This window comes from Amycolatopsis sp. NPDC028719 (genome assembly GCF_055565395.1).
Genome location: NZ_JBVHUL010000010.1, coordinates 184,368 through 209,335 on the forward strand (window position 1 = coordinate 184,368; position 24,968 = coordinate 209,335).

Annotated in this window: 30 protein-coding genes; 16 read left to right on the forward strand and 14 right to left on the reverse strand. The window is 70.9% G+C overall.

Features of this window, described 5'->3' with window-relative positions:
• Window positions 1-319 precede the first annotated feature (319 nt).
• A complete protein-coding gene (locus tag ACZ4TR_RS37375; protein WP_465292818.1) occupies window positions 320-1,711 on the reverse strand; it encodes a hypothetical protein in 1,392 nt (463 codons plus the stop codon).
• A 693-nt stretch (window positions 1,712-2,404) separates the two neighbouring features.
• Window positions 2,405-3,571: a pyridoxal phosphate-dependent aminotransferase gene (locus ACZ4TR_RS37380; protein WP_465292820.1), complete on the reverse strand. Its 1,167-nt coding sequence runs from the start codon at window positions 3,569-3,571 to the stop codon at window positions 2,405-2,407.
• Between the two features lie 29 nt (window positions 3,572-3,600).
• On the opposite strand from ACZ4TR_RS37380, the gene ACZ4TR_RS37385 reads away from it, so the two are divergent.
• Window positions 3,601-4,899: a DUF445 domain-containing protein gene (locus ACZ4TR_RS37385; RefSeq protein WP_364522550.1), complete on the forward strand. Its 1,299-nt coding sequence runs from the start codon at window positions 3,601-3,603 to the stop codon at window positions 4,897-4,899.
• Between the two features lie 484 nt (window positions 4,900-5,383).
• Here ACZ4TR_RS37385 and ACZ4TR_RS37390 read toward each other — a convergent pair whose 3' ends face one another.
• Complete coding sequence (locus tag ACZ4TR_RS37390) at window positions 5,384-5,854, reverse strand: CGNR zinc finger domain-containing protein (RefSeq protein ID WP_465292822.1); 471 nt, start codon at window positions 5,852-5,854, stop codon at window positions 5,384-5,386.
• 90 nt (window positions 5,855-5,944) lie between these two features.
• Here ACZ4TR_RS37390 and ACZ4TR_RS37395 point away from each other — a divergent pair, with 90 nt between their 5' ends.
• The 3 genes from ACZ4TR_RS37395 to ACZ4TR_RS37405 are packed head-to-tail and all read left to right on the forward strand — an operon-like array spanning window position 5,945 to window position 7,308.
• Window positions 5,945-6,313: a VOC family protein gene (locus ACZ4TR_RS37395; RefSeq protein ID WP_364522554.1), complete on the forward strand. Its 369-nt coding sequence runs from the start codon at window positions 5,945-5,947 to the stop codon at window positions 6,311-6,313.
• A gap of 28 nt (window positions 6,314-6,341) precedes the next feature.
• Window positions 6,342-6,695, forward strand: a complete 354-nt coding sequence (locus tag ACZ4TR_RS37400) for a TFIIB-type zinc ribbon-containing protein (protein WP_364522606.1) — start codon at window positions 6,342-6,344, stop codon at window positions 6,693-6,695.
• Window position 6,696: 1 nt separating this feature from the next.
• Window positions 6,697-7,308 (forward strand): AAA family ATPase, encoded by a 612-nt coding sequence (locus tag ACZ4TR_RS37405; protein WP_465292823.1) that lies wholly within the window; start codon window positions 6,697-6,699, stop codon window positions 7,306-7,308.
• A gap of 14 nt (window positions 7,309-7,322) precedes the next feature.
• Here ACZ4TR_RS37405 and ACZ4TR_RS37410 read toward each other — a convergent pair whose 3' ends face one another.
• The gene (locus tag ACZ4TR_RS37410; protein WP_465292825.1) at window positions 7,323-8,501 is read right to left on the reverse strand and encodes a methyltransferase domain-containing protein; all 1,179 of its coding nucleotides are present in this window, start codon (window positions 8,499-8,501) and stop codon (window positions 7,323-7,325) included.
• 148 nt (window positions 8,502-8,649) lie between these two features.
• Here ACZ4TR_RS37410 and ACZ4TR_RS37415 point away from each other — a divergent pair, with 148 nt between their 5' ends.
• From ACZ4TR_RS37415 to ACZ4TR_RS37445, 7 genes are all read left to right on the forward strand, one after another.
• On the forward strand, window positions 8,650-9,075 hold the full coding sequence (locus ACZ4TR_RS37415) for a helix-turn-helix domain-containing protein (protein ID WP_465292826.1): 426 nt from the start codon (window positions 8,650-8,652) through the stop codon (window positions 9,073-9,075).
• Window positions 9,072-9,767: a hypothetical protein gene (locus tag ACZ4TR_RS37420; protein WP_465292827.1), complete on the forward strand. Its 696-nt coding sequence runs from the start codon at window positions 9,072-9,074 to the stop codon at window positions 9,765-9,767. Before ACZ4TR_RS37415 ends, ACZ4TR_RS37420 begins: the two co-directional genes overlap by 4 nt.
• A gap of 184 nt (window positions 9,768-9,951) precedes the next feature.
• On the forward strand, window positions 9,952-10,245 hold the full coding sequence (locus ACZ4TR_RS37425; protein WP_329052779.1) for a DUF2516 family protein: 294 nt from the start codon (window positions 9,952-9,954) through the stop codon (window positions 10,243-10,245).
• Window positions 10,246-10,258: 13 nt separating this feature from the next.
• A complete protein-coding gene (locus ACZ4TR_RS37430) occupies window positions 10,259-10,801 on the forward strand; it encodes a YbaK/EbsC family protein (protein ID WP_465292829.1) in 543 nt (180 codons plus the stop codon).
• Window positions 10,798-11,805, forward strand: a complete 1,008-nt coding sequence (locus ACZ4TR_RS37435) for an ornithine cyclodeaminase family protein (protein WP_465292830.1) — start codon at window positions 10,798-10,800, stop codon at window positions 11,803-11,805. Before ACZ4TR_RS37430 ends, ACZ4TR_RS37435 begins: the two co-directional genes overlap by 4 nt.
• Window positions 11,802-13,244 carry an aromatic amino acid lyase gene (locus ACZ4TR_RS37440; RefSeq protein WP_465292832.1) on the forward strand — a complete coding sequence of 481 codons (1,443 nt, stop codon included), beginning with the start codon at window positions 11,802-11,804 and terminating at the stop codon, window positions 13,242-13,244. Before ACZ4TR_RS37435 ends, ACZ4TR_RS37440 begins: the two co-directional genes overlap by 4 nt.
• A gap of 5 nt (window positions 13,245-13,249) precedes the next feature.
• Window positions 13,250-13,813 carry a cadmium resistance transporter gene (locus ACZ4TR_RS37445; RefSeq protein ID WP_465293108.1) on the forward strand — a complete coding sequence of 188 codons (564 nt, stop codon included), beginning with the start codon at window positions 13,250-13,252 and terminating at the stop codon, window positions 13,811-13,813.
• Window positions 13,814-13,823: 10 nt separating this feature from the next.
• Here the strand turns inward: ACZ4TR_RS37445 and ACZ4TR_RS37450 are convergent, their stop codons facing one another.
• Window positions 13,824-14,537 carry an ABC transporter permease gene (locus ACZ4TR_RS37450; RefSeq protein WP_364522572.1) on the reverse strand — a complete coding sequence of 238 codons (714 nt, stop codon included), beginning with the start codon at window positions 14,535-14,537 and terminating at the stop codon, window positions 13,824-13,826.
• Window positions 14,534-15,232, reverse strand: a complete 699-nt coding sequence (locus tag ACZ4TR_RS37455) for an ABC transporter permease (protein ID WP_285482133.1) — start codon at window positions 15,230-15,232, stop codon at window positions 14,534-14,536. Before ACZ4TR_RS37455 ends, ACZ4TR_RS37450 begins: the two co-directional genes overlap by 4 nt.
• 138 nt (window positions 15,233-15,370) lie before the next feature.
• Here ACZ4TR_RS37455 and ACZ4TR_RS37460 point away from each other — a divergent pair, with 138 nt between their 5' ends.
• Window positions 15,371-16,294: an ABC transporter substrate-binding protein gene (locus ACZ4TR_RS37460; RefSeq protein ID WP_465292833.1), complete on the forward strand. Its 924-nt coding sequence runs from the start codon at window positions 15,371-15,373 to the stop codon at window positions 16,292-16,294.
• 91 nt (window positions 16,295-16,385) lie between these two features.
• Here ACZ4TR_RS37460 and ACZ4TR_RS37465 read toward each other — a convergent pair whose 3' ends face one another.
• Both ACZ4TR_RS37465 and ACZ4TR_RS37470 read right to left on the reverse strand, forming a co-directional pair.
• Window positions 16,386-17,159 (reverse strand): class I SAM-dependent methyltransferase, encoded by a 774-nt coding sequence (locus ACZ4TR_RS37465; RefSeq protein ID WP_465292835.1) that lies wholly within the window; start codon window positions 17,157-17,159, stop codon window positions 16,386-16,388.
• Window positions 17,160-17,189: 30 nt separating this feature from the next.
• On the reverse strand, window positions 17,190-17,672 hold the full coding sequence (locus tag ACZ4TR_RS37470; RefSeq protein ID WP_465292837.1) for a MarR family transcriptional regulator: 483 nt from the start codon (window positions 17,670-17,672) through the stop codon (window positions 17,190-17,192).
• 85 nt (window positions 17,673-17,757) lie between these two features.
• Here ACZ4TR_RS37470 and ACZ4TR_RS37475 point away from each other — a divergent pair, with 85 nt between their 5' ends.
• Both ACZ4TR_RS37475 and ACZ4TR_RS37480 read left to right on the forward strand, forming a co-directional pair.
• Window positions 17,758-18,192 carry an SRPBCC family protein gene (locus tag ACZ4TR_RS37475; RefSeq protein WP_465292839.1) on the forward strand — a complete coding sequence of 145 codons (435 nt, stop codon included), beginning with the start codon at window positions 17,758-17,760 and terminating at the stop codon, window positions 18,190-18,192.
• Between the two features lie 95 nt (window positions 18,193-18,287).
• On the forward strand, window positions 18,288-19,295 hold the full coding sequence (locus ACZ4TR_RS37480; RefSeq protein WP_465292841.1) for an NADP-dependent oxidoreductase: 1,008 nt from the start codon (window positions 18,288-18,290) through the stop codon (window positions 19,293-19,295).
• On the opposite strand, the gene ACZ4TR_RS37485 is transcribed toward ACZ4TR_RS37480, so the two are convergent.
• Entirely contained in the window at window positions 19,292-19,924 is a 633-nt protein-coding gene (locus ACZ4TR_RS37485) for a haloacid dehalogenase type II (protein WP_364522586.1), read from the reverse strand. The two genes, ACZ4TR_RS37480 and ACZ4TR_RS37485, sit on opposite strands and share 4 nt — an antisense overlap.
• A gap of 70 nt (window positions 19,925-19,994) precedes the next feature.
• Between ACZ4TR_RS37485 and ACZ4TR_RS37490 the strand changes: the two genes are divergently transcribed.
• Complete coding sequence (locus ACZ4TR_RS37490; protein WP_465292843.1) at window positions 19,995-20,342, forward strand: ArsR/SmtB family transcription factor; 348 nt, start codon at window positions 19,995-19,997, stop codon at window positions 20,340-20,342.
• On the opposite strand, the gene ACZ4TR_RS37495 is transcribed toward ACZ4TR_RS37490, so the two are convergent.
• Together ACZ4TR_RS37495 and ACZ4TR_RS37500 are read right to left on the reverse strand one after the other, a co-directional pair.
• Complete coding sequence (locus tag ACZ4TR_RS37495) at window positions 20,311-20,937, reverse strand: pyridoxamine 5'-phosphate oxidase family protein (RefSeq protein WP_465292845.1); 627 nt, start codon at window positions 20,935-20,937, stop codon at window positions 20,311-20,313. The two genes, ACZ4TR_RS37490 and ACZ4TR_RS37495, sit on opposite strands and share 32 nt — an antisense overlap.
• A gap of 9 nt (window positions 20,938-20,946) precedes the next feature.
• Entirely contained in the window at window positions 20,947-21,546 is a 600-nt protein-coding gene (locus ACZ4TR_RS37500) for a TetR/AcrR family transcriptional regulator (protein ID WP_465292847.1), read from the reverse strand.
• A 103-nt stretch (window positions 21,547-21,649) separates the two neighbouring features.
• Here ACZ4TR_RS37500 and ACZ4TR_RS37505 point away from each other — a divergent pair, with 103 nt between their 5' ends.
• Window positions 21,650-22,699, forward strand: coding sequence for an NAD(P)-dependent alcohol dehydrogenase (locus ACZ4TR_RS37505; RefSeq protein ID WP_465292849.1), 1,050 nt, complete (start codon window positions 21,650-21,652; stop codon window positions 22,697-22,699).
• Between the two features lie 51 nt (window positions 22,700-22,750).
• Here the strand turns inward: ACZ4TR_RS37505 and purU are convergent, their stop codons facing one another.
• From purU to ACZ4TR_RS37520, 3 genes are all read right to left on the reverse strand, one after another.
• Window positions 22,751-23,626 (reverse strand): formyltetrahydrofolate deformylase, encoded by an 876-nt coding sequence (purU, locus tag ACZ4TR_RS37510; protein WP_465292851.1) that lies wholly within the window; start codon window positions 23,624-23,626, stop codon window positions 22,751-22,753.
• A gap of 129 nt (window positions 23,627-23,755) precedes the next feature.
• Window positions 23,756-24,223: a maleylpyruvate isomerase N-terminal domain-containing protein gene (locus ACZ4TR_RS37515; protein ID WP_465292852.1), complete on the reverse strand. Its 468-nt coding sequence runs from the start codon at window positions 24,221-24,223 to the stop codon at window positions 23,756-23,758.
• Window positions 24,120-24,821 (reverse strand): DedA family protein, encoded by a 702-nt coding sequence (locus ACZ4TR_RS37520; protein ID WP_465292854.1) that lies wholly within the window; start codon window positions 24,819-24,821, stop codon window positions 24,120-24,122. The genes ACZ4TR_RS37515 and ACZ4TR_RS37520 overlap by 104 nt, the downstream gene beginning before the upstream one ends.
• Between the last annotated feature and the right edge of the window lie 147 nt (window positions 24,822-24,968).

The window sequence follows — 24,968 nt, forward strand, 5'->3', positions numbered from 1 at the left end:
GTTCTCTGAGGGGTTCGGGGGACGAGATGCCAGACACCCCCCCCCCCCCCCACCTCCCTCCCCCCTCCCCCCCCCCCCCCCCCCCCCCCCCCCGGGACCGGGATCCGACCCGGCCGGGCGCGGTCGGCCGGTCGGAAAGACTGTGGTTTCGCATGGGATTACGCCCCTGGGGTACGTCGGACGCGGTTGAGCGTCACGAGACGTGAAAGAGTCACGGATCGCGTACTGGAGCAGGGGAATCGTCACGCCTCAACGGCGTGCGCGTGCGTCTGGTCGATCTTGTTTTGGACGCAGTTCTCCCCGGCTGCCCGGTCCGGGGTCAGTCGGGGGAGGTGGTGGGCAGGGCGGCTTCCCTGCCCGCGCCGTCGACGTCGTGGTCGAGGCTGGCACCGATGAGCTTCAGCTGGGTGGTGGTGACGTCGTCGGCGTGGACGGCGAACGGGTGGCGGACGCCCCCGGGGCCGTCGTGGCCGGGAGCGGCGGTCGGTGCCGGCGCGCTCGGGGCGGTGGTGCCGCCGGGCAGGCCCGGAGTGCTGTCGCCGCCACCGCCGTTGCGAGCGTGGACACCGGAGTCTCGCGGCTGCTCCTGCTGGGCGGGCAGCGTGTGCTGCACCTCGACGAGGTGCACGACCGCGACCCGGGAGGTCTGCGAAGTCGTTGCCGCTTCCGCCGCGGCGGGGGCGGTTTCGGTGCCGGCGGCGGCGGTGGTCACCGGGGTGAGGGTGTCGCTGACGACGCCGGTCACGGTGACCGTGACGCCGCCGGAGTTCGAGCTGCCGCCCAGGATCGGGTCGAGGAGGTCGTCGAGCGGGAGCAGGACGGGCGCGTCCGGGTTGTTCGCGGGCGCCTGCGTGAGCGGCGCGAGGACGGTGTGGGACAGCGTGTCCGTGAGGGTGGTGACGGTGTCCAGCGTTCCGCTGACGGTCGTGGTGACCGTGTTCAGCGTGCCGCCGACGACGTTGAGGACGCCGCCGACGAGCCCGCCGAGCAGATCGCCGGACGAGGTCGCCTTCGTCGTGGGCTGGGTCAGCGGTTCGGTCGCGGAGGTGACGGTGCCGACGAGTCCGTTGAGCAGGCCGCCGGAGGAAGTTGCCTTGGTGGTGGTCGCGGGCTCGGTGAGCGGCTTGGTCGCGGAGGTGACGCCGTCGACGAGGCCGCCGAGCAAGCCGCCCGAGGAAGTCGCCTTCGCGGCCGGTTCCGTCGCCGGTGCTGTCGACGGTTCTTCGGCGGGCTGAGTGTCCTTCGTGGACTGCTGCGCGGTGGCCTCGGTGTCCGCGGCCGTCGTCTCGGGTTCGCCGGTCGTGGCCGGGCCGGCCTGGGTTTCGTCCGCCTGGCGCGCGCACTTGGCGTCTTCGCGGTGGCTCCGGTGGTGCCTGCCGTGGGCCAAGGGCTTGGCGGAATGGTCCACAGTGGAGACGGCCGGGGCCTCCGGGCAGCTCGCCGTTTCGGCGGCGCTCGCGGTGCTGCCGGACAGCGCGCCGGTGAGCAGCCAGCCGGCGAGGGTCAGGCCCCCGGCGACGAGGATCTTGGCGGCGGGCCGCTGCAGCGCGGCTGCCCACGGCCGCGGCGTGCGTGCTTTCCCGAGCTGGTGACCTGCGGAAATCGAGCCGGCGCCGAGGCGGGTGCCGGCTTCCGGACCCCCGCGCACTTCACCCGTTGTGAGCGCAGGCTGCGCGGGAGCGCTGCGGCGCGCGTTCGCCGTGCTGCTCACCGCCACCACCACCGTCCGCGCCTGAAACTCTCACGGTGTCCGCTCGAGTCTTGTTCTTGCTGGGGTCTTTCTCCGGCCAGGTCGCAGTTCCCCCGGGGCTGCACTCTTTCTAGCACCGCTCGGGAGTCTTTCATCTCTCCCGCGTTCTATCCAGCCCGTAAGCCGGAACGGCCCTACCGGGCAAGGTATCTGCGGCCGACGAGTTGATCACTGTCAGTGCCGTTCGGGTGCTTCCCGGCCGCCATTCGGACCAGTTCTGCAACTTGCACATTTGAACGTTGACCTGATGTTTCCCGTACCCCGATAGCTTTCGGTGCCGACACAGTGGCTTTCGGTGCGCGGGCAAGCGTTTCAGCCGGGCGATCGGCACGCGGCCCGGAGAGCGGGACGCGCGCTGCGCCGAAGGGGTCCACAGTGGTCCGCCGGCCCGCATCCGCGCCGCTCGGACCACTCCGGTCCGTGATCGTCGACGCCCGCGCGCCCGCTGGTCCGGACCGCGCTCGCCAGGCGGCGCCGCAGACGCGAAAGTGCCTTCATGATCGCGGAGCGTGACACCCGGCTGCGGCAACCGGACGACCCCGCCGGCCGGTGCCGCGGCGGTCGCCGGCGCACCCGGCCCCGGGCCCGCGCGGCGCGTCGGCATTTCACCCCCGAATTCACCGCCGGAAAGTTTCCGCCTTGCCGGCGCGGTCGTCAGACCAGTTTGCGCAATCGGGTGATGCCCTCGTCGATGACGTCGTTGCGCTTGCAGAACGCGAAACGCAGGAGGTGTTTCCACTCGTCCGGGTGATCGGTGAACACCTTGACGGGCACCGCCGCGACCCCGACCCGCCCGGGCAGCTCCCACGCGAGGTCGGCGGCGTCGGTGAAGCCCAGCGGCCGCACGTCGACGCAGACGAAGTACGTGCCGGCCGTCGGCCGCACCGTGAACCCGGCGTCCGCGAGCCCGGCCGAAAGCCGGTCGCGCTTTTCCTGCAGGCTGGACCGCAGGCCGTCGACCCAGGGCAGCTCGTGGTCGAGTGCGTGCGCGACGGCCGGCTGCAGCGGCCCGCCGGACACGAAGGTGATGAACTGCTTCGCCGCCTTCGCCGCCGCGACCAGCTCCGGCGTCGAGCAGACCCAGCCGATCTTCCAGCCGGTGCAGTTGAAGGTCTTCCCAGCGCTCGAGATGCTCACCGTCCGCGGGCGCATGCCGGGCAGCGTGACCAGCGGGATGTGCTCCGCGTCATCGAAGACCAGGTGCTCGTAGACCTCGTCGCAGATCGCGATCAGGTCGTGCTCGACGCAGAGCGCGGCGAGCGCCTCGAGCTCGGCGCGGGTGAACACGGTGCCGGTCGGGTTGTGCGGCGAGTTGACCAGGATCGCCCGGGTCCGCGGCGTGACGGCGGCGCGCAGCCCGTCGACGTCGAGGCCGAACCGCCCGTCTTCGCCCTCGACCAGCCCGACGACCTTGCGTTCGGCGCCCGCCATCGCGACCGCGGCGGCGTAGGAGTCGTAGTAGGGCTCGATGACGATGACCTCGTCGCCGGGCTCGGTCAGCGCGATCAGCGTTGCGGTGATGGCCTCGGTCGCGCCCGCGGTGACCAGGATCTCCGTGTCCGGGTCGTACTCGGTGCCGTAGCGCAGCCGGTGCCGCGCGATCGCCGCGCGCAGCTCGGGCCGCCCGGGCCCGGGCGGGTACTGGTTGGCCCCGCCGAACAGCGCGTTCTTGGCCGCTTCGAGCATGCCGGCCGGGCCGTCGGTGTCCGGGAAGCCCTGGCCGAGGTTGACCGCGTCGTGCCGGACGGCGAGCGCGGTCATCTCCGCGAAGATGGTCGAGGTGAACGGCCGGAGGCGGGGGACGAGAGCAGGTTCGCGCACGATCAGCCATCCTCACGGACAATGGCAGGGTGGAGCAACTGACCCCCGCCAAGGTGACGCCCGCCGACCCGCCGGGCGGCGCCGCCGGTGAAGAGGAAAAGCGGCGCGCGCTGCGCAAGATGAAGCTCGTCGCGCTGTCGTTCCTGATCGGCGCCACCATCGTTTTCCTGCTGACGAGCTGGGCGCAGTCGAGCGGCTGGCCGGGCTGGGTCGGCTACGTGCGCGCCGCGGCCGAAGCCGGCATGGTCGGCGCGCTCGCCGACTGGTTCGCCGTCACGGCGCTCTTCCGCCACCCGCTCGGGCTGAAGATCCCGCACACGGCGATCATCCCGAACAAGAAGGACGCGCTGGGCAGCAGCCTCGGCGACTTCGTCGGGTCGAACTTCCTGTCCGAGGAAGTCGTCCGCGACAAGCTGAAGCGCGTCGAGATCGCTCGCCGCCTGGGTGCGTGGCTGGCCCAGGAGGACAACGCCGAGCGCGTGACGTCCGAGCTGGCCACGGTGGTCCGGGCCGCGGTCCGCGTCCTCCGCGACGAGGACGTCCAGGCGATCATGGAGCAGGCCGTCGCGCGGCGGATCATCGACAAGCCGTGGGGCCCGCCGCTGGGCAAGATCCTGCAGGGCGTGTTCGCCGACGGCGCGCACCACAAGCTCGTGGACCTGATGTGCGACCGCGGCTACGAGTGGGTCCGCGACAACCACACGACGATGCTGCGCGTGGTGTCCGACCGCGCGCCGAGCTGGTCGCCGAAGTTCGTCGACGAGATGCTCGCGGACAAGGTCTACGGCGAGGTGCTGTCGTTCGCGTGGGCGGTGAAGACCGACGTCAACCACCCGATGCGGCTGGCGCTGGACAAGTTCCTCGGCGAGTTCGCCCAGGACCTGCAGACCGACCCCGACGTGATGGCCCGCGCCGAGCAGGTGAAGGGCCAGATCGTGAACCACGAGGAGGTCCAGCGGCTGATCGGCTCGGCGTGGAGCACGGCGAAGGAGATGCTGCTGACGGCGGCGGAGGACCCGTCGAGCGAGCTGCGCAGGCGCGTCCGCCTGGGACTGACGTCGCTGGGCGGGCGGCTGGTGTCCGACGACCAGCTGCGCTCGAAGGCCGACGGCTGGGTCGAGGGCGCGGCGGCGTACCTGGTGAAGAACTACTCGCGCGAGATCACGACGATCATCACGGACACGGTCGAGCGCTGGGACGCCGAGGAGACGTCGCGCAAGATCGAGCTCCAGGTGGGCCGGGACCTGCAGTTCATCCGCATCAACGGCACGGTCGTGGGTGCGCTGGCCGGGCTCGTCATCTACGCGGTCGCGGAGCTGCTGTTCTGACGAGCTTGGCCGTATACCACACCTGGGGGAGCTTCAAACCAGTTGTCCACAGGAAGCTGAGTTATCCCCGGGGTTATCCACAGGTTTTCACGGTGATGGCCTAATGGCTGTCCACAACGTGTGGGGGTGAGGCCGGTGGAGGCGTGGATATGTGGTGCTGGGTCGTGGGGTTGTCCACAGGCTTTCGAGGGTCCGCCGCTCGGATGAGAGCCGGCGTGCGTTGCCCTGAAGGACTCATTCAGCGCGTCTGAGGTCCTGAATGACTCATTCAAGACCGTTCGACCTGCCCGCCGGCCGCCCCCGACCAGGCCGCCCGGCCCGCCGGCCGGGTCCGCCCCCGCGTGTCTGGACGGACGACGCGTGTGCCTGGACGGACGACTCGCGTACTTGGGCGGACGACACGGCAAGTCTGGCTCGAGTCGGCGTGTCGTCCGGCTGGGGGCGGGAGTCGGCAAGCTGGGTGCGCGTGTCGTCCGGTTCGGCCTCAGCCCGCCGCGGTCTCCGCCGCCCGGGCTCGCCAGCCGCGCGCCTTCTCGCGGTTCCCGCACACCCGCATCGAGCACCACGTGCGCGAGCGGTTGCGGGACTCGTCGTAGAACGCCCACAGGCACGTGTCCGCCGGGCAGATCTTCAGCCGGATCCAGTCGCCGCGCACGACCAGCCGCGCGCACGCCGCGAACACCGCTCCCACCACGTCGTCCGCCATGAGCGCCGGGCCCTCGTCCGTGAGGGAGATTCGCGTGCCGACGTCGAGGCTCCCGCCGGGCAGCCGCGGGTCCCCGATCGCGGCGCGCAGGGCGTCTCGCGCCGCGCGGGCCTCGGCGGCCGGATTGGGGATCAACGCCCGCGCCGCCGCCCACCCTCGCCACTGCCCGGGATCTTCGAGCAGGTCAGTGCCCTCTTCGACGTTGACGGTGTTGAGGAACTCCACGACGAGGGATGCGTCGGTGTGCACGAACCCAGTGTACGGCGGTCGGTGGTTGCCCCCGCGTGCGCTAACCCACATAATGCCTTCACTGGTTACCGGCAAGCGAAAGGAGCGACGATGAGTGCGGTACCGACGCTGGGTGTGGTGGCGCTCGACTGCCCCGACCCGGTGGCACTGGCCGGGTTCTACCGGGCGGTGCTGGAGTGGGACGCGCCCGAGGTCGCCGACGACGGCCACTGGGTCACGCTGGCCAACCCCGCCGGCGGCGCGGGCATCGCCTTCCAGCGGGTGCCCGACTACCGGCCGCCGGCGTGGCCGTCCGCGGAGAACCCCCAGCAGCTGCACCTGGACCTCAACGTCACGGACCTGGAAGCGGCGCACGAGCGCGTGCTCGGCCTGGGCGCGAAACTGCTGGACGACCAGCCGAAGACGTTCCGCGTCTACGCCGATCCAGTGGGCCACCCGTTCTGCCTCTGCGCCTGCTGACGCGTTTATGCGTAGGCTCTGATGTGTGATTTGTCCGAAGTGTCAGAACCAGATGCGGACCGTGGACAAGAACGGCGTCCACATCGACCAGTGCGAGGGCTGCCGCGGGATCTTCCTGGACCGCGGTGAGCTCGAAGCGATCTCCGGTGCGGAGAGTTCGTTCTACGGCCACCAGCCACCGCCCTACCAGGGTGGTGGCCACGGCCGTCCCGATTCGCCGCGGCCCTACCGCGGTGGCTATCCGGACTCGCCCAAGGGCTACCGGGGAGGCGGCTACGCGGATTCGCCGAAGGGCTACCGCGGCGGCGGCTACTCGGATTCACCGAAGCCGTACGGGCACGGCCACCGCAAGCGCGGCTTCCTCGAGAACCTCTTCGACTGAGGTGGGTCTCGACCTGCGGATCTGTCCGTCGTGCGGCGACCGGGCAGACCGCCCGGTCGCCGCCGGGGCGGAACTGGAGTGCGTCCGGTGCGGACACCGGTGGCCGTTCCGGCGGCTGCCGTTGTTCGCGCTGACCGGCCCGAGCGGTGCGGGCAAGTCGACGCTCGGCCCCCTCCTGGAGGCCCGGTTCGGCGGCGAGGTCGTGGTGCTGGAGCAGGACGTCCTCTGGACGGGAGCCCTCCGCGACGACGTCGCGGCGTTCCGCGCGGTGTGGCTGCGGATGGCGGCGATGCTGCACCAGAACGGCCGCCCGGTCGTGCTGTGCGGCACGGTCGCGCCCCCGGAGTTCGAGCCGCTGCCGGAGCGCGCGTTCTTCAGCGAGATCCACTACCTCGCCCTGGTCGGGACGCCGGAGGCGCTCGGCCGCCGGCTGCGGGCCCGCCCGGGATGGCGGGAGTGGGACGAGCCGCGCATCGAGGAGATGCTGGAGTTCAACGACTGGCTGCAGAAGTCGGCGGCGGAACTGGGTGTCGACCTCTTCGACACGACGGAGGCCTCGGCCGAGGCGACGGCCGACCACGTCGAGAAGTGGATTCGCGCGCGGCTGCCGTAGCTTTCCCGTGAAAGCTACGGTCCGGCGAGGGGCCAGGTCCGGCCGCCCGGTTCGTCGAGCCAGAACTCCTGGCGGTCCGCGGTGACCGTCACCCCGAAGCGGTCGCGGTCCGGCTTGCCCAGTTCGCACCACTCGACGTACGCCGCCTCGGCCAGCTCCCACAGCGCTCGCGGGCCGCCCTGGGCCACCTCGTCCGCGCCGGCACGCTTGCGGTGCCGGACCCACGAGCCGTCCGGGTGGACGAGCGCGAGCCCGCGGTCGCCCGGCCCGCCCGTCGCGTGCGGGTCCGTGCCGTCCTGGTCGCGCACCGGCCGGACGCCCGGCATCGCCAGCCCGGCGAAGAACTCGAACTGCTTGCGCGGCTGGATCACCGACGACATCGGCAGCCGCGTCTGCTCCCAGTCGTCCCGCGACGGCATCGGCAGCGGGTCGACCTGCGCCGGCCGGTGCGCGCGAAGCGGCATGAAACGGCCGTCGCGCGCGAGGACGTGGCCCTGCCCGGTGCCGTCCTCGCCGGCGACCAGCCGGATCAGCCCGGCGCCGATCGGCCGGTTCAGCGTCGTCACGATCAGCCCGCCCGGCACCGTCTGCGCCAGCCACGCGGGCGGGATCGAGGAGACCGAAGCGGTGCACAGCACCCGGTCGAACAGCGTGCCGGCCGGGAAGCCGAGCGCGCCGTCGCCCACCTCGCACGCCGGCCGGTAGCCCGCCGCGGCCAGCCGTTCGCGCGCCGCGCCGACGAGCACCGGGTCGATGTCCACCGTGGACACCTGGCCGGCGCCGCAGCGGTGGCTCAGCAGCGCGGCGTTGTAGCCGGTGCCGGTGCCGATCTCGAGCACGCGCTGCCCGTCCCGCACCCGCAGCTCCTCGAGCATGATCGCCATGATCGACGGCATGCTCGACGAGCTCGTCGGCGTCCCCGCCACCGGCCCGGTGCGCCGGGCGAGCTCCCAGCGGTCCGGGTCGTCGTCCAGCTGCGTGACCAGCACGTCGCGCGAGTAGACGGCCTCCAGCCAGCCGGGATCCTCCCGGTCGACCGCCGCCCACAGCCCGCCCGCCGGCGTGAAGAACCGCGGCAGGAAGACGTGGCGCGGTACCGCGCGGAAGGCGGCGATCCATTCCGGGGCGTGCAGGACGTCCTCGTCGAGCAGGTGCTCGACGAGGCGCCGCCGCAGCCGGGCCGAGCGCGTCATAGGCCCACGTTAGCGGGTGAGGGGCGTCACGCCCGTTTGTTGCAAGCAGAGTGCTTGCAATAGCTAGCACTCGCGCGTACCGTCGAAAGTGTCGCGAGGAGGTGACCGGATGGCAGAAACCGGTGGGACGCCAGGATCCGGCGGTCCCATGGAGAAGGTCGCGGACATCGCTTCCGACATCGGCGAGTACATCCGCCAGCAGCGCAACACCGCGAAGATCTCGTTGCGCCAGCTGTCGAAGCTCGCCGGCGTGTCCAACCCGTACCTGAGCCAGATCGAGCGCGGGGTGCGCAAGCCCAGCGCCGAGATCCTGCAGCAGATCGCCAAGGGACTGCGCATTTCAGCCGAAGCGCTGTACGTGCAGGCCGGGATCCTCGATCTGCCGACGGGTGGTCCGGTGGGCGACGCGATTCGCGCCGACGCCGAGCTGACCGAACGGCAGAAGCAGGTCCTGCTCGACGTCTACGAGTCCTTCCGCCGGGAGAACGCCGCGGCACGGCCGGCCGCCGGGTCGTCTCCCGCCGCAGACACCCCAGACAGCACACCAGCCGCAGACACCAAGGAGTCAGCATGACGACCCCCAAGACCACCGAAGACGTCAAGAAGGCCGTGACCAGCGCCCTCGACCAGGTCCGCACCCCGCTGCTCGCCGCGCTCGGCGCCGGCAACCTGGCCGGCCAGGCCGTCACCGACGCCGTGGCGAAGGCCAAGGAGAACGTGACCAAGGGCAGCGAGACCGCCCGCAAGAACCTGCAGGAGCTGCCGACCGACGTCGAGAGCCTCCGCGAGAAGCTGGACCCGGCCGAGCTGCGCAAGGTCATCGACGAGTACACCGAGGCCGCGCTCAAGCTGTACAACAAGCTGGCCGAGTCGGGCGAGCAGGCGTGGGACAAGTTCTCGACCCAGCCGCAGGTCAAGAAGGCCATCGAGCAGCTCGAGGAGGCCCTGACCACCGCGCAGGGCCAGGTCGAGGGCGTCACCACCGAGGTCCGCGAGCGCGTCGACGGCGTGCTGGGCACCTTCACCAAGCGCACCCGCTCGGTCGGCGAGAAGACCGCTCGCAAGGTGACCGACGTCGCCGGCGACGCCGCCGACGCCATCGAGGAGCTGGGTGACGACGTCGCCCACGAGACCCGCTCCGCGAGCCGCAAGGTCGCGAACAAGACGGCCCCGAAGACGGCCGCTCCGGCCCGTCGCACCACCGGCGGCACGACCACCACCAGCGCCGCCGCGAAGAAGCCGGCCGCGCCGAAGACCGACAAGTAACTCGGCTGATCGTGACCGATCCGACCACCGCCACGGCCGAACGGCTTCGTGGCAACGGTCACGTGCCGCGTGGGCGCGGCCTGCTTTGGCCGGATGGGTAAAAACGCCGTGAACACCCGGCCCCGCCACCGCATCCCGGTGGCGGGGCCGGGGTCGTTCGGGCGGTTTGCCGTAAGCTGTCGCTGTGCTGGTTGCCATCTGGATCCTCGAAGTAGTCCACTGGGGCAGCGCGCTGGTCGGGCTCTTCGCGTTCGTGCACGCGCTCCTGCAGCGCGCCGACGCCTATTCCGCGGCCGACCGCAAGACCAAGCCCGTCTGGATGCTCATCACCGGCGGCGCGACGCTCGCGATGGCGTTGTTCAGCGTGATGGGCCCGGGGATGATCTTCTGGGTGCCGGCCATGGCCGCGGCCCTGGTCTACATCGTGGACGTCCGCCCCAAGCTGATCGAGGTCCAGCGCGGCGGCTCGAACTGGTAGTTACGCTGGCAGCGTGACCTGGACCATCGCCGGGAGCCTCACCGTGGTTCCCGCCCCCACGCGTACCGACCTGCTCGCCGATCCCGTCGCCAAGGCGCTCGCCGCGCTCGCCGATCCGGACGCCGTCGGCGTCGCCGAGATCGACCCGGCGCTGGCCGACACCGCCGCCTTCTGCGAGACCTACGGTTCGCCGCTCGAAGCGTCCGCGAACTGCGTCGTCGTCGCCGGCAAGCGCGCGGGCGAAGTCCGCTTCGCGGCCGCGCTCGTGCTCGCGACGACCCGCGCCGACGTCAACGGCGTGATCAAGCGCCGCCTCGACGTCCGCAAGGCGTCGTTCGCGCCGATGGACGAAGCCGTCACCCTGACCGGGATGGAGTACGGCGGCATCACGCCCGTCGGCCTGCCCGCCGACTGGCCCATCCTGATCGACCAGCGGGTCGCCGACGCTCCCGAGCTCGTCATCGGCAGCGGGATCCGCGGCAGCAAGCTGCTGATCTCCGGCGCCGCGCTGGCCTCGCTGCCCGGTGCCGAGGTCATCGAGGACCTCGCCAAGTGACGTCCGTCTGGCTCCGGTACCTGACCGGTGCCGACATCGACTCGCTCGGCGTCACGGACGCGGACATCGTCGGCGCGGTCGAGGACGTGCTCGCCGACCACGGCCGCGGCCAGGTCGTCTTCGAACCGCGGACGCACCTCGTGCCGGACAACGGCGGCAAGGGCCACTTCAACATCCTTCGCGGCCACCTGTCCTCGAAGCAGGTCAGTGGCGTGAAGGTCGTCGGTGACTTCGTGGGGAACTTCGAACGGGGCCTCCCTTCCGAAATGGCGTTGATCCTGCTGCTCGACCCGGACACGGGCATGCCGCGGGCCATTGTCGACGGCACGATGATCACCGAGGCCCGCACCGGCGCGATGACCGCCGTCGGCGCGAAGTACCTGGCGCGCCCGGACTCCCGGGTGCTCGGGCACATCGGTGCCCGCGGTACCGCCTGGTGGAACGTCGTCCTCCTCGACTCGCTGTTCGACTTCGCCGAGATCCGGGTGACCAGCAAGCGCCCGGAGTCCCGTGAGGACTTCGGCCGCCGGCTCTCCGAGCGGCTCGGCAAGGACGTCCGCGTCTGCGCCACGGCCGAGGAGACCCTGGACGGCGCGGACATCCAGGTCGAGGCCTCCCGGCTGGTCGAACCCGAGCCGCTGGTGCGGCGCGAGTTCCTCCGGCCGGGCACCTTCCTGGTGCCCTACGGCACGATCAGCGCGCTCGAGCTCACGCTGCTCGACGACATCGACAAGGTCGTCGTCGACGACTGGCGCGAATCGCGGTCCGGCGACCCGCGGTTCGGCGCCCTGCGCCCGCAGCTCAACGCCGGCCTCCTCACCGCGGACGGGGTCCACGCCGAGATCGGCGACATCGTGGCCGGGAAGAAGCCGGGCCGCGAGCACGACGCCGAGCGGATCCTGTTCTGGCACCGCGGACTGTCCACAACGGACGTAGCGGTGGCGGACATGATCCTGGCCCGTGCCGAGGCTTCCGGCGTCGGCACCATGCTGCCGTACCGATGATCGTCGACGGAAGCGAGTTCGCCGACGGTGAACGGCTGGTTCTGGACAAACCGCTGGTAGAGACGCTGCGGCAGCGCCGGGAGGCGCTCTTGACGGCGCTCGGAAGCCGCGAAAAGCCCGTCTACGGCGTCACCACCGGGATGGGCCGGCTGGCGGGCGTCGCGCTCGACGCGCGGCAGCAGGCGGACCACCAGCGCAACCTGCTGATCGGCCGCGCTGTCGGCGGGCCGCCGTGGCTGCCGCCCGAGGACGTCCGCGCGCTGCTCGTCGCGCGGCTGCGCGACTTCCTGCAGCCGTGGTCGGGGGTGAGCGCGGAGCTGGTGCAGTTCCTCGTGGACCGCCTGAACGACGGCTTCACGCCCGCTGTCCCGCGCGGCGGCCTCGGCAGTTCGGGCGAGATCATCCCGCTGGCGCACGCCTTCCAGACGTTCCTCGGCATCGGCACGGTCCTCGAAGACGGCGTCGAGACCCCCGCTGAGGACGCGCTCGCCAAGCGTGGCGTGGCGCCGTACGTGTTGGGGCCCAAGGAAGGTGCTTCGCTGCTTCAGGGTTCTCCGCTGGCCGTGATGCACGCGCACCGGGGCTGGGCCGAGGCGCGGCAGCTCATCCAGCTGCAGACGCTCACCGAGGCGATGGCGATCGACGTCCTCGGCGCGCCGCGCGAGGTGTTCTCCCCGGTCATGGCGGGCGGCGACGACCACCTGCGGCGGCTGTTGCAGGCCCTGACCGGGATGGTGGGTGCCGGTCCGGTGCGCTCGGCGGTCGTGCAGGCACCGCTGTCGGTGCGGGTCGCGCCGCGCGCGCTGGCCCACGCGTCCCGCGTCAACGACGAGCTGGCCGAGACCCGCCGGCGCTGGGGGACGATGCCGGGGGACTCGCCGTCCTTCGTCGACGGGGAGTTCATCCCGGGGACGGCGTACCACGCGGTCGACCTCGGCCTGCGGATGGACGCGGTGACGGCGGCGCTGGTCCACCTCGGCGAGATTTCGGTGCAGCGCACGCACCGGCTGCTCGACGAGCGCTTCAGCGGGCTTCCGGCGCAGCTCACGACGGATCCCGGGCCGCGGGCCGGCTTGGTGCCCCTGCACAAGCGAGCGGTCGGCGAGCTGCACGCGTTGCGCCGCCTCGCGGCGCCCGCGACGCTCGGTTCTCTTGATACCTCGGCTGGTCAGGAGGACGTGCAAGCGTTTGCGTGGGCGGCGGGGGAACAGCTTCGGACGGCCGCGACGCACTTGTTCGCGATCACGGCGTGCGAGCTGATCACCGGGTCGCAGGCGCGATACCTGGCTTCGGGCGGCGTCGCGGGCTTGGCCGCCGCTTACGAATGGGTGCGGTCGGTGGTGCCGCCGGTGGACGAAGACCGTCCGCTCGGGCCGGAGATCGAGCGGCTGATCGAGGCTTGCCGGGAGGGCTCGCTCGCCGGCCCGTCGACGCGGTAGTGAGCGTGGACCTGGGGCTGGTGGGGCGGGCCGCGGTGATGTTCGCCGTGACCAACGTCGACGACCTCGTGCTGCTCGCCGTCTTCTTCGCCCAGGCCGCCGGGCGGTGGGGCGCCGTCAAGGTCGTGACCGGGCAGTTCCTCGGGTTCGCCGCGATCCTCGCCGCGTCGATCGGCGGGGCGCTGGGGGCCGGATTGCTGCCGGACGGCGCCGTTCGCTGGCTGGGCGTGCTGCCCTTGCTGCTCGGAGTGCGTGCCGCTTGGCAGGCGTGGCGCAGGGAGGACGACGAACCCGCGCCGGCGGCCGGGGTGCTCGGGATCGCCGTCGTGTGCTTCGCCAACGGTGGCGACAACGTCGGTGTCTACGTGCCCGCCTTCGCCGCGACCGGGCCCGCCGGACTTGCCGGCTACACCGTGGTCTTCCTCGCGGGCGTCGCCGTGTGGTGCGTCGCCGGGCGGTTTCTCGCGACGCGGCCGGGTGTCGCACGGGTGCTCGCGCGGTGGGGGCACGTAGTGCTGCCCGCGGTGCTGATCGCGCTGGGCGTGCTGATCCTGCTCGGTGCCTTCTAGCGCGATGCCCCTATGACTCGCGCCGGGCGTTCTGCAGGGCCAGACCCCGGGGCGTGGCCAACCGGGTGATCAGTGCGAACAGGCCGTCGCACGCCAGCGCCAGGACCACCGCCGCCAGGCCGCCCGCGAAGATCTCGCCGTAGCCCGACGCCCCCAGCGCGAAGCCATCGACGATGTAGCGGCCGAGGCCGCCGCCGTCGTTGACGATCGCGCCGATCGCGACCGTCGCGATCAGCTGGAGGAACGCCACCCGCGCGCCCGCCAGGAGCACCGGTGACGCCAGGGGCAGCTCGACGCGCAGCATGATCTGCCACTCGCGGTAACCCGTGCCGCGAGCCGCGTCGACTGTCTCCTGTTCCAGGGACACCACACCCGCGTACGTGTTCGTGAACAACGGGGGCATCGCGAGCGCGACGAGCGCGAGCAGCAACGGCCAGAACGTCGTGTCGACCTCCCAGCGGCTGGCCAGGAACCAGAACAGGATGATCAGGCCGAAGCTGGGGATCGCACGGCCGATGTTCACCGCGCTGCTCGCGAGGAACGCGCCCTTGCGGTAGTGGGCCAGCCACAGCGCCGCCGGGATCGTCAGGACCGCCGCGATCACCAGCGCCAGCAACGAAAACCGAAGGTGCTCCACCGTCCGGTACGGGATGCCGGCCTTGTCCGTCCAGCTCCAGCGGTTCGGGTCCGCGAGCCACGCGTTCAGCTGGTCGAGGAAGCTCATCGGGCCCGCACCTTCCGCGACCACGGCGCCAGCAGGCGCTCGCTGAGCCACAACAGGAGATCCACGACCACCGCCAGGACCACCGACAGCACCACGCCGACGATGATCTCCGTCGGGTTGGGCGTCGCCGTCTGGATGCCCGCGCGGATGAAGTAGCCCAAGCCGCCGAGACCGAGCATCGACGTCACCGTGACCAGCCCGATCGTCGTCACCGCGGCGACGCGCAGCCCGGCGATCACCACCGGCAGCGCGAGCGGCAGCTCGATCTGCCAGAGCAGCCGGCCGCGCGTGTACCCCATGCCGACCGCGGCCTCGCGGACTTCGTTCGGCACCTGGTCGACGCCGGTGACGATGTTGCGCACCAGGATGAGCAGCGTGTACGTCGCGAGCGGGATCATCGCGGTCAGGAACGTCAGCCCGAAGAACGGCACCAGCACGGCGAAGGCGCCGAGGCTCGGGATCACGTAGAGCGCGCCGGCCGTGCCCAGGATGACCGGGTAGGACCAGCGGTACCGCAGCGAGAGCACCGCGAGCGCGATCGAAACGACCAGCCCGACGCCGAGTGCGGCGGCGGTCAGCGAGATGTGTTCGCCGAGGCGCTGGACGATGTCGTCCGCGTTGCGGTCGACCCACTTCCACTGGAAGATCGGGGGTCCGCTATCGGCGGCCAGCGGGGTCACCGCGGTCACGTGCACCTGGCGACCCTACCCCGTTTGGTGGGAACTCATTCCGAAGTTTGGGAATGCGAGCGGTTTTCTCCCAATATGTGGGCGCTTGTCGGTGGGCGGGGCTAGGGTCCTTTCGTCTGTTCGAGTGACGAGGGAGTGGGATTAGTGCGCTGGTTCCGGAACGCGTCCGTGGTGGCGGTGGCCGTCGCGGCGACGCTCGGTTTGGCCGCCTGTGGGGGTGGCAGCGACAGCGGTGACAAGCCCGCCGCGCAGAGCAAGGGTGGGGCGCCGATCGTCGTCGCGTCCTTCAACTTCACCGACAGCCAGATCCTCGCCGAGATCTACGCGCAGGCGCTGGAGGCCAAGGGCTACCCGGTGACGCGCAAGCTGAACCTGGGCTCGCGGGAGCTGATCTACCCGTCCTTGAAGTCCGGTGAGCTGCAGTTCATCCCGGAGTACCAGGGTGCGGCGATCACGACCGGCTTCGGCAAGGAGGCCGGCAAGACCGCGCAGGAGGAGCACGAGCAGCTGGCCAAGCTGTTCGAGGCCAGCGGCGTCGGCCTGCTGAACTTCGCCGCGGCGGAGGACAAGAACACCTACATCGTCAAGTCCGACCTGGCCAAGGAAAAGGGGATCGCGTCGATCAGCGACCTCAAGAAGCTGGACAAGGTCGTCATGGCGGGCCCGCCGGAGTGCGAGAAGCGCCTGCCGTGCTTCCAGGGCTTCAAGGACGTCTACAAGCTGACGAACGCGACGTTCCAGACCGTCCAGGAAGCCGGGCCGCGGGTCGAGCAGCTGAAGTCGGGCGCGGTGACGGTGATCCCGGTCGACTCGGTCAGCCCGCTGACCGGCGACTCGAACTACACGGTGCTCAAGGACGACCTGAACATCGTGCCGACGGAGAACGTCGTGCCGGCGGTGAACAAGAAGGTGCTGGACGAGCGTGGCGCCGACTTCGCGACCGCGGTCAACGCGGTGAGCGCGAAGCTGACTACTGATGTGATGCGGGATCTGAACAAGCGAGTCGACTCGGATGGCGAGAAGGCCGCTGACGTCGCGAAGGATTGGCTGGCGCAGGCCGGTCTCTGACGCAAGCGCCCCAAGGCGGCCTTGGTTGCGTCTGACGCACCGAAGGCCGCCTTGGTTGCGTCTAACGCACCCAAGGTGGCCTTGGGGCGCGTCAGGCCGTGCCGCGGACTACCCAGGCGCGGGCCGAGAGCGGGATCGAGCCGTCCGGGTTTGTCGGCAGCCTGCTTCGCAGCAGTTCGCGCACCTGGGCGCGGCGAGCCTCAGGGAGCGTCGCCAGGTACGCCGGGGCCGGGCCCTGCGCGCCGAGGAACGGCTGCCAGTAGTCGTCGAAGCCGGTGAACACCGTCGGGATCTTGATCTCGCCCACCGACACCCCGGTGAAGCCGGCCTCCGTCCACAGCCGGCCCAGCGGCTCCGGCCGGCACAGCGTGAACCGGCGGCCTTCGTCCAGCTCGGCGACCTTTGCCGGGTCCAGTTCGGCGGCGGCCTCCCAGAAGTGCCGGATCAGCTCCATGCCCTCCGCGAGGTCCCAGAAGTACGCCGCGGCCAGGCCCCGCGTCACCCGGGCGATCTCCGCCGCCGCGCGCGCCGGGTCGGGTACGAAGTTCAGCACCAGCCCCGACACCACCACGTCGAAGCTGTCGTCCGCGAACGGGAGCTCACGCGCGTCGGCGACCTCGAACGACGCCCGCGGGTCGGTCACCTGCGCCCGGGCCGTCGCCAGGAACCCCTCGGACGGGTCGGCGCCGACGACTTCGGCCGGGTCGCCCGCGGCCAGCACGGCCGACGTCAGCGCGCCGGTGCCGCAGCCGACGTCGAGCCAGCGCAGGCTCGCCGGGGCGTCCAGCTGCCGCACGAAGATCGGCGCGATCCGACGGCTCCACCGCCCGATGTAGGCCTCGTACGCGTCGCCCGTCTGCCACATGCCTGGCAGTACAGCACAAAGAACCGCTGGTCAGCCGTTAGCCAGATCACCTGTTGCGGTGGTGCCCGCCGACGTCGCCCGCCGCAGGAAACCGGCGATCAGCGCCAGCTCCTCCTCGCTGTAACCGGCGCAGAGGTCGTCCATCGCCGAATTCATCCCCGCGTACAGCCGGAACAGCTCCGCGTTGCGGCCGCGGACCGCGCGCACGGCGACCGCGCGGCGGTCGGCCGCCTCGGGGTCGCGTTCGCGGACGATCCAGCCGCCCTTCTGGAGCCGGTCGAGGATGCCGGTCATCGTCGCCGGGTGCAGCCCGGCGCGGCGGGCCAGCGCGCTCGGGCTCAGCGGCCCGTACCTGCCGATCAGCTCCAGGCAGTCCAGGTCGACGTCCTTGAGCGCCAAGCGCGAGCTGACCTGGTGGTTCAGCAGGGAAAGCTGGTTGCGCAGGTCCCGCAGGGCGTCCTTGAGCGCCACCGTCGCGCGCCGGCGGCCGACGGCGTCCGTCGTGGAACTCATGCCCATCAGCGTAACGCGGTGAACGGCGTCCCAGCGCGGGGTGGAATCGTGGACCACAATCGACGTCCGAAGGAGAAGGAGCGAAATGGGAAAGGTCACGGCCACCGCGGAGCGCACCATCGACGCCCCGGCCGACAAGGTCCGCGCGCTCGTCGCCGACTACGCCGAAACGCGCCCGAAGCTGCTCACCGAGCACTACCGCGACTACGAGGTGACCGAGGGCGGCGTCGGCGCCGGGACCAAGGCCGGCTGGAAGCTGCAGGCGACGTCCAAGCGCGTGCGCGACGTCAAGGCCACCGTCAGCGAGCCGAAGCCCGGCACCCTGGTCGAGACCGACGCGAACTCCAGCATGGTCACCACCTGGACCGTGTCCGAGGCGGGCGACAAGAGCCTCGTCCGGATCGAGACGACCTGGGACGGCGCGGGCGGCATCGGCGGCTTCTTCGAGAAGACCTTCGCGCCCGGCGGGCTCAAGAAGATTTACGACGGCGTACTCGGGAAGCTCGCCGAGATCGTGTGACCAGTCACAATCGGAATGTGCGCCCCGGTTAGCCGGTTCTACCCGGTGAAATCCGGGGCGCATGCCCCGCTTCGACCGACTTGAGGAGTTCGACGGTGACCACAGCGACCGAAATCCGGCTGGCCTCGCGCCCCGAAGGTGTCCCGACGCACGACAACTTCGACGTCGTCGACACCGAGATCCCCACCCCGGGCGAGGGGCAGATCCTGGTGCGCAACCTGATCATGAGCGTCGACCCGGCCATGCGCGGGCGCATGCGCGACGTCAAGTCGTACGCGCCGCCCTTCGCGGTCGGCGAGGTCATGTCCGGCGGGGCGGTCGGCGAGGTCGTCGAGTCGAACGTCGACGACGTCAAGCCGGGCGACCACGTGCTGCACCAGGCCGGCTGGCGCACCCACGCCGTCCTCGACGCCAAGCGCTTCGTCAAGGTCGACGCCGACGCCGCGCCGCTGTCGACCTACCTCGGCGTCCTCGGCATGCCGGGCCTGACCGCGTACGCGGGCCTGCTCGAGTCGGCCGAGTTCAAGCCGGGCGACACGGTGTTCGTCTCCGGCGCGGCCGGTGCCGTCGGCTCGCTGGTCGGGCAGCTCGCGAAGCTCAAGGGCGCCAAGCGCGTCATCGGCTCGGCCGGGTCGGCGGAGAAGGTCCGCCACCTGATCGACGACCTAGGCTTCGACGCCGCCTTCAACTACAAGGACGGCCCGGTCGCCGGGCAGCTCGAAAAGGCGGCGCCGGAAGGCATCGACGTCTACTTCGACAACGTCGGCGGCGAGCACCTCGAAGCCGCCATCAACTCGATCACCCTGCACGGCCGGATCGCCGTCTGCGGCATGATCTCGCAGTACAACGCCACCGAGCCGACGCCGGCGCCGCGCAACCTCGCGCAGATCATCGCCAAGCGGCTCACCATCCGCGGCCTGCTGGTCATCGACCACTGGGGCCTGCAGCAGCAGTTCGTCAGCGAGGTCGCGCCGCTGGTGAAGTCCGGGGAGATCAAGTACTCCGAGACCTTCGTCGACGGCATCCGCAACGCGCCGGACGCCTTCCTCGGCCTGCTGTCCGGGGCCAACACCGGCAAGATGCTGGTCCGGATCGCGGACTAACCCAGGAGAGCGGCCAGCTCGGGCAGCGACGTGATCGTGTACGTCGGCTCGGGCGAGCCGGGCAGCGGGCGGACGCCGGGCCGGGCGAGCAACGCCGTCCGCAGCCCGGCCGCCTGCGCGCCCGCGATGTCCCAGTCGTGGGCGGCGATCATCACCGCGGCCGCCGGCGCCACCGAGTAGGCGTCCAGCACCTGCCGGTACGGCTCCGGCGCGGGCTTGAGCTTGCCGACCTGCTCGGCCGAGAAGATCCGGTCGAAGAGCGTGGCCAGGCCGGAGTTCTGCAGCTGCGCCTCGGCCGTGGCGAGCGGCGAGTTCGTCAGCGCGACGACGTCGTGGCCGGCTTCGCGCAGTTTGGCGAGGCCTTCTTCGACGTCCGGGTGGGCGGGAAGCGAGCGGAGTCCTGCGCCGATCTGGGCGAGGTCCACCGTGCGCCCGTGCCGCGCGGCGACTTCGGTGGCGGCTTCGCCCGCGATGCCGGCGAAGTCGCGGTAGCCGCCGGTGGCCGTGACGGTCAGGACGGTGTGGATCGCCAGCCCGAACCACTCGCGCCGCAGCTCGGGGCCGCCGACGAGGCCGTCCATGGCGGTGAGGTCGAGCAGGGTCTCGTTGACGTCGAAGACGCAGAGCATGCGGATCTCCGGAGGTTCGAAGGTTCTCGTACCTCGTCGAAGGTACGACAGTTGCCGTACCATGTCCAGCATGCCCGGTGAACTGCCGATCCCGGAGATGGCCGACGTCGACCTCGGCGCCGTCTTGTCCGCCCTCGCCGATCCCCATCGCCGCGCGGTGGTGCTGGAGCTCGTGAACGGCGGCGGCACCGAGCGCGCGTGCTCGTCGTTCCCGCTGCCGATCGCCAAGTCGACCCGCACGCACCACTGGCGCGTGCTGCGCGAGGCCGGCCTGGTCCGGCAGCGCGACGCGGGCAACGGCACGTTCGTCCGCCTGCGCCGCGACGAGTTCGACACGCGGTTCCCCGGGCTGCTCGACGTCGTTGCCGGAATAAGTGCGGCCGGGATCAGTACTGCTGGGTCAGCGCCCGCTCGTTGAGGTCGTCGTCCAGCTCCTTCGCCGACGTCGACAAGGACAGCTGGTCGCGCAGGATCGTGCCCAAGGTCGGCAGCGTCGACCGCTCCGGCCACGTCGACGGGTCCCACAGCGACGACCGCAGGAACGCCTTCGCGCAGTGCATGTAGAGCTCGTCGACCTCGATGACCACCGCGAGCTTCGGCCGTTTACCTTGTACCGCAAGCGAATCGAAGAACGGCGCGTCCGACAGCAGCTTCGCGCGGCCGTTCACCCGGAGCGTCTCGTTCATGCCCGGCACCAGGAACAGCAACCCCGCGTGCGGGTTGTCGACGATGTTGCGGAAGCTGTCGATCAGCTTGTTGCCCGGCCGGTCGGCCAGCACCAGCGTCCGGTCGTCGAGCACCAGGACGGAGCCCGCCGGGTCGCCGCGCGGTGAGGCGTCGCAGCTGCCGTCCGGCGCCGACGTCGCCAGCAGCACGAACGGCGAGTGCGCGATCAGGTTCCGCGCGTGCTCGTCGAGGTGGTCGAGGATCTTCTGCCGTGTCCTCGGCTTCGTTTCTCCGATCAGGTCGCGCAAGGCCTCGTGCGTGTCGATGTGCGTGCCGGTGATCCCCATGGACCCAAGCTAGCGCGGACCACCGACAGTCCGGCCCGCGATCACGATCCGCGCCGCCTCGGTCGACTTGTGCACCACGAGGTCCACCGAGTAGCCGTGCTTGACGAAGACGCCGTCGAGCTGGAACGTGCCGTAGCCGTGGGCCTGGGTGAACAGCTGCTCCATCAGCTCCAGCGCGGTCTCGGGGTCGGGCGCGACCGCCAGGCAGCGCAGCAGGAACTCGTCGGTCAGGCGCCGGGTCTGATCGTGCAGCTCCACGTGCTCCGGACCGTGGAGGCCGTCGGCGTAGATGACGTTCATCCCGGCCCGGCGCTCGATCAGGTACCGCGTGTACGCGCCCGCGCCCGCGGCCAGGGCGTCCGCCGGATCCTCGTGCTCGGCCGCCGCCGTGGCGACGCGGTCGGCCAGCTGGCACGCGATGTGGCAGGCGACCTCGGCCAGCAGGCTCTCGCGAGTGGGGAAGTGCCGGTACGGCGCGCCGGGGCTGACGTTCGCCAGCTTCGCGACCTTCGCGACCGAGAAGCCCTCGAGGCCCTGCTCGGCGATCAGGTCGAGCGAGACGCGCACGAGCTCGGCCCGCAGGTCGCCGTGGTGGTACTTCCCGCCCATGGCCCGGATCACATCTCCCGATCGAAATATGTAAGAGCCCACTTACGTAGGCATGTAAGAGACCTCTTACGAGGATCAACGGTACTTGAACCTGGAGGGTTCCATGAGCACCACCACGCACGCCATTGCCGCACCGGCGCCGGGTGCGCCGCTCGCACCGACCACGATCGAGCGCCGCGACCTGCGTGCCGATGATGTCTTGATCGACATCGCCTACGCCGGCATCTGCCACAGCGACATCCACCAGGCCAAGGAGGACTGGGGCCAGGCGATCTTCCCGATGGTCCCGGGCCACGAGATCGCCGGGATCGTCGCCGCGGTCGGGTCCGAGGTGACGAAGTACCAGGTCGGCGACCGCGTCGGCGTCGGCTGCATGGTCGACTCCTGCGGCGAGTGCGAATACTGCCAGGCGGGCACCGAGCAGTTCTGCGTCAAGGGCAACGTCCAGACGTACAACGGCGTCGGCTTCGACGGCGAGAACACCTACGGCGGCTACAGCAACCAGATCGTCGTGAAGGACGCGTTCGTCTGCCGCATTCCCGAGGGCATCAGCCTCGACATCGCCGCGCCGCTGCTGTGCGCAGGCATCACCACCTACTCGCCGCTGAACCACTGGGGCGCCGGGCCGGGCAAGAAGGTCGCCGTGATCGGCCTCGGCGGGCTCGGGCACCTGGGCGTCAAGATCGCCGCCGCGATGGGCGCCGAGGTCACCGTGCTGAGCCAGAGCCTCAAGAAGCAGGAAGACGGCCTCAAGCTCGGCGCGACGGACTACTACGCGACCAGCGACGAAGCGACGTTCGACGTCCTGCGCGGCAAGTTCGACATCATCCTCAACACCGTGTCGGCCAAGCTGCCGGTGGACGCCTACCTCGGCCTGCTGAAGGTCGGTGGCGCGATGGTGAACGTCGGCGCGCCCGGCGAACCGCTGTCGTACAACGCTTTCTCGCTGCTGGGCGGCAACAAGGTACTGGCCGGGTCGATGATCGGCGGCATCGCCGAGACCCAGGAGATGCTGGACTTCTGCGCCGAGCACGGCATCGGCGCGGAGATCGAGACGATCTCGGCGGACAAGGTCAACGAGGCGTACGAGCGCGTCGAGAACTCCGACGTCCGCTACCGCTTCGTCATCGACGCCTCCACCATCGGCGCCTGACCTCGTGAGTGTTCAGTCGGGTTCTAACCCGACTGAACACTCATGACCGCGTCAGAACACCACGGTCCGGTTGCCGTGCACCAGGACCCGGTTCTCCAGGTGCCAGCGCAGGCCGCGGGCCAGCGTCACCTTCTCGATGTCCCGGCCCTTGCGGACCATGTCCTCGACCGAGTCGCCGTGGTCGACGCGGATGACGTCCTGGTCGATGATCGGGCCGGCGTCGAGGTCCGCCGTCACGTAGTGGCAGGTCGCGCCGACCAGCTTCACCCCGCGCGCGTACGCCTGGTGGTACGGCTTCGCGCCGATGAACGACGGCAGGAAGCTGTGGTGGATGTTGATCGCGCGGCCGGCCCACTCGCGGCACAGGTCCGCGGGCAGGATCTGCATGAACCGGGCCAGCACCACCGCGTGCGGCTCGTGCTCGCCGACCAGCTTGCGCACCTGCTCGAACGCCTCGGCCTTGCCGCCGGCCGGGAACGGCACGTGGTGGAACGGGATCCCGTGCGCGCGGGTGATGTCGGCCAGCGACTCGTGGTTGCCGATCACCGCGGCGATGTCGACGTCCAGCTCACCGGAGGCGACGCGGCCGAGCAGGTCGTACAGGCAGTGCCCGGCCTTCGAGACGAGCACCACCGCGCGGCGCCGCTCACCGGTGTCGCTGACCTCCCAGCTCGACTCCGCGGACAGGTCCGCGGCCACCTCGCCGAAGCGGGCGCGCAGCCCGGCGGCGTCGAACGGCAGTGAGTCGGCCCGGACGACCTGGCGCGTGAAGAACCAGCCCGTGTCCGGGTCGGTGTGGTAGGCCGCTTCGACGATCCAGCCGCCGTGCTCGGCGAGGAACCCGGAGATCTGGGCGATGATGCCGGTGCGGTCGGGGCAGCCGAAGGTGATGACGTAGCGGCGTTCGGGAGCGGTCACGACGGGCATTCTCCCTCGCGCTGGTCAGAGGGCCGGGAGCCGGTCCCCGGTGACCGCCGCGTTGTTCGGCCGGCCGTACAGCGCTCGGTAGACGTCGTCGGCGTCGCCATCGATTTCGGTGTTCGGCGTGCCCAGGGTCTACGTGCGCTCGGGCGTCGTGACCCGCAGGCCGAGGGTGAAGCCGCGGTGCGGGACCAGGAAGGTCAGGAACTCGTCGATGCCGTCGTTCGCGAACTCCGGGGAGAAGCGCGTCTGCGGAACGTCTTCGAGGCAGATTCGGCGTCGAGGCGGTGAATCGCCGTTTCGTGGGCCATCCGGCGGGCCCACGGAGTGTCCGGCTTCCGCACCAGGGCTTCGCGCAGGGCCAGGCGCCGGCCGTTGGCGCCGAGCCGTGTCACTGCCGAGGACGTCGGCCCAGTCCGCGGGCGGCACGGGCTCGACGTCCCGGTCCAGCGCGGCTCCGATCATGCGGCAGTGGATCGAGGCGATGTGCCCCACCAGGTCACGAACAGTCCACTTCGGACAGTTCGGCACCCGGGCCGCCGGGCCCGCCTGCAGCGCCGCCCGCTTCAGCGCGTCGGCGTGGATGTCGATCGCTTCCCGCATGGGCCGACCGTAGCCGTCGCCCGGCCTCGATCGCGACCACCAGGCCGAGTCCGAGGCTGAAGGACAGCACCAGGCCCTTCACCGGTTCGCCGGCGAAGGCGGCTCCGCCGGCGAGACCGATCAGCACGCTGTAGACCGCCCAGATCGCCGCGCCGGCGAGGTCGAGCGGCACGAACCGGCGCACGGGATACCCGAGGCTGCCGTTGGCGAGCGCGCTGGCGACGCGTCCGCCGGGCAGGTAGCGCGCGGCGATGATCAGCAGGCCGCCGTTGCGGTGCACCTGGTCCCGCGCCCACGCGTAGCGCCGCTGCCCTTCCGGCCCGCGGTGCAGCCGCGCCATCGCCCGCGGCCCGGCGGCCCGGCCGACGGCGTACCCGAGGCAGTCACCCGCCCACGCGCCCCCGGCGGCCACGGCCGCGAGCAGCGTGAGGGTCGCCGGGTCCGGGCCGAGCAGCACGGCGACGGTCACGACGGTCGTCTCGCTGGGCATGAACGGCAGCAGCGCGTCCAGCCCGGACACGGCGAAGACGAGCACCCACAGCCACGGCGAGCCCAGGGCGTCGCGCAGCAGCTCGGTGACGTGCGCCAGCAGTTCCACGGCTCAATGGTGATCACCGCAGGTCACTTCGGGGTGACGCAGCGGGGGTGCCCCGGTGAACAAGCGCCCGAATGTGGCCTTCGGTGCGTTCAACGCACCCAAGGCGGCCTTCGGTGCGTCAGACGCAACCAAGGCCACATTGGGGCG

Excerpts from the sequence above, each read along its gene's own strand:
- ACZ4TR_RS37395 (WP_364522554.1), top strand. The coding sequence starts at position 5,945 with ATGAGTGCGGTACCGACGCTGGGTGTGGTGGCGCTCGACTGCCCCGAC.
- ACZ4TR_RS37505 (WP_465292849.1), top strand. The coding sequence starts at position 21,650 with ATGAGCACCACCACGCACGCCATTGCCGCACCGGCGCCGGGTGCGCCG.
- ACZ4TR_RS37515 (WP_465292852.1), bottom strand. The coding sequence starts at position 24,223 with ATGCGGGAAGCGATCGACATCCACGCCGACGCGCTGAAGCGGGCGGCG.
- ACZ4TR_RS37415 (WP_465292826.1), top strand. The coding sequence starts at position 8,650 with ATGGAGAAGGTCGCGGACATCGCTTCCGACATCGGCGAGTACATCCGC.
- ACZ4TR_RS37495 (WP_465292845.1), bottom strand. The coding sequence starts at position 20,937 with ATGGGGATCACCGGCACGCACATCGACACGCACGAGGCCTTGCGCGAC.
- ACZ4TR_RS37490 (WP_465292843.1), top strand. The coding sequence starts at position 19,995 with ATGCCCGGTGAACTGCCGATCCCGGAGATGGCCGACGTCGACCTCGGC.
- purU (WP_465292851.1), bottom strand. The coding sequence starts at position 23,626 with ATGCCCGTCGTGACCGCTCCCGAACGCCGCTACGTCATCACCTTCGGC.
- ACZ4TR_RS37440 (WP_465292832.1), top strand. The coding sequence starts at position 11,802 with ATGATCGTCGACGGAAGCGAGTTCGCCGACGGTGAACGGCTGGTTCTG.
- ACZ4TR_RS37450 (WP_364522572.1), bottom strand. The coding sequence starts at position 14,537 with ATGAGCTTCCTCGACCAGCTGAACGCGTGGCTCGCGGACCCGAACCGC.
- ACZ4TR_RS37410 (WP_465292825.1), bottom strand. The coding sequence starts at position 8,501 with ATGACGCGCTCGGCCCGGCTGCGGCGGCGCCTCGTCGAGCACCTGCTC.
- ACZ4TR_RS37485 (WP_364522586.1), bottom strand. The coding sequence starts at position 19,924 with ATGCTCTGCGTCTTCGACGTCAACGAGACCCTGCTCGACCTCACCGCC.
- ACZ4TR_RS37420 (WP_465292827.1), top strand. The coding sequence starts at position 9,072 with ATGACGACCCCCAAGACCACCGAAGACGTCAAGAAGGCCGTGACCAGC.
- ACZ4TR_RS37465 (WP_465292835.1), bottom strand. The coding sequence starts at position 17,159 with ATGTGGCAGACGGGCGACGCGTACGAGGCCTACATCGGGCGGTGGAGC.
- ACZ4TR_RS37500 (WP_465292847.1), bottom strand. The coding sequence starts at position 21,546 with ATGGGCGGGAAGTACCACCACGGCGACCTGCGGGCCGAGCTCGTGCGC.
- ACZ4TR_RS37475 (WP_465292839.1), top strand. The coding sequence starts at position 17,758 with ATGGGAAAGGTCACGGCCACCGCGGAGCGCACCATCGACGCCCCGGCC.
- ACZ4TR_RS37470 (WP_465292837.1), bottom strand. The coding sequence starts at position 17,672 with ATGAGTTCCACGACGGACGCCGTCGGCCGCCGGCGCGCGACGGTGGCG.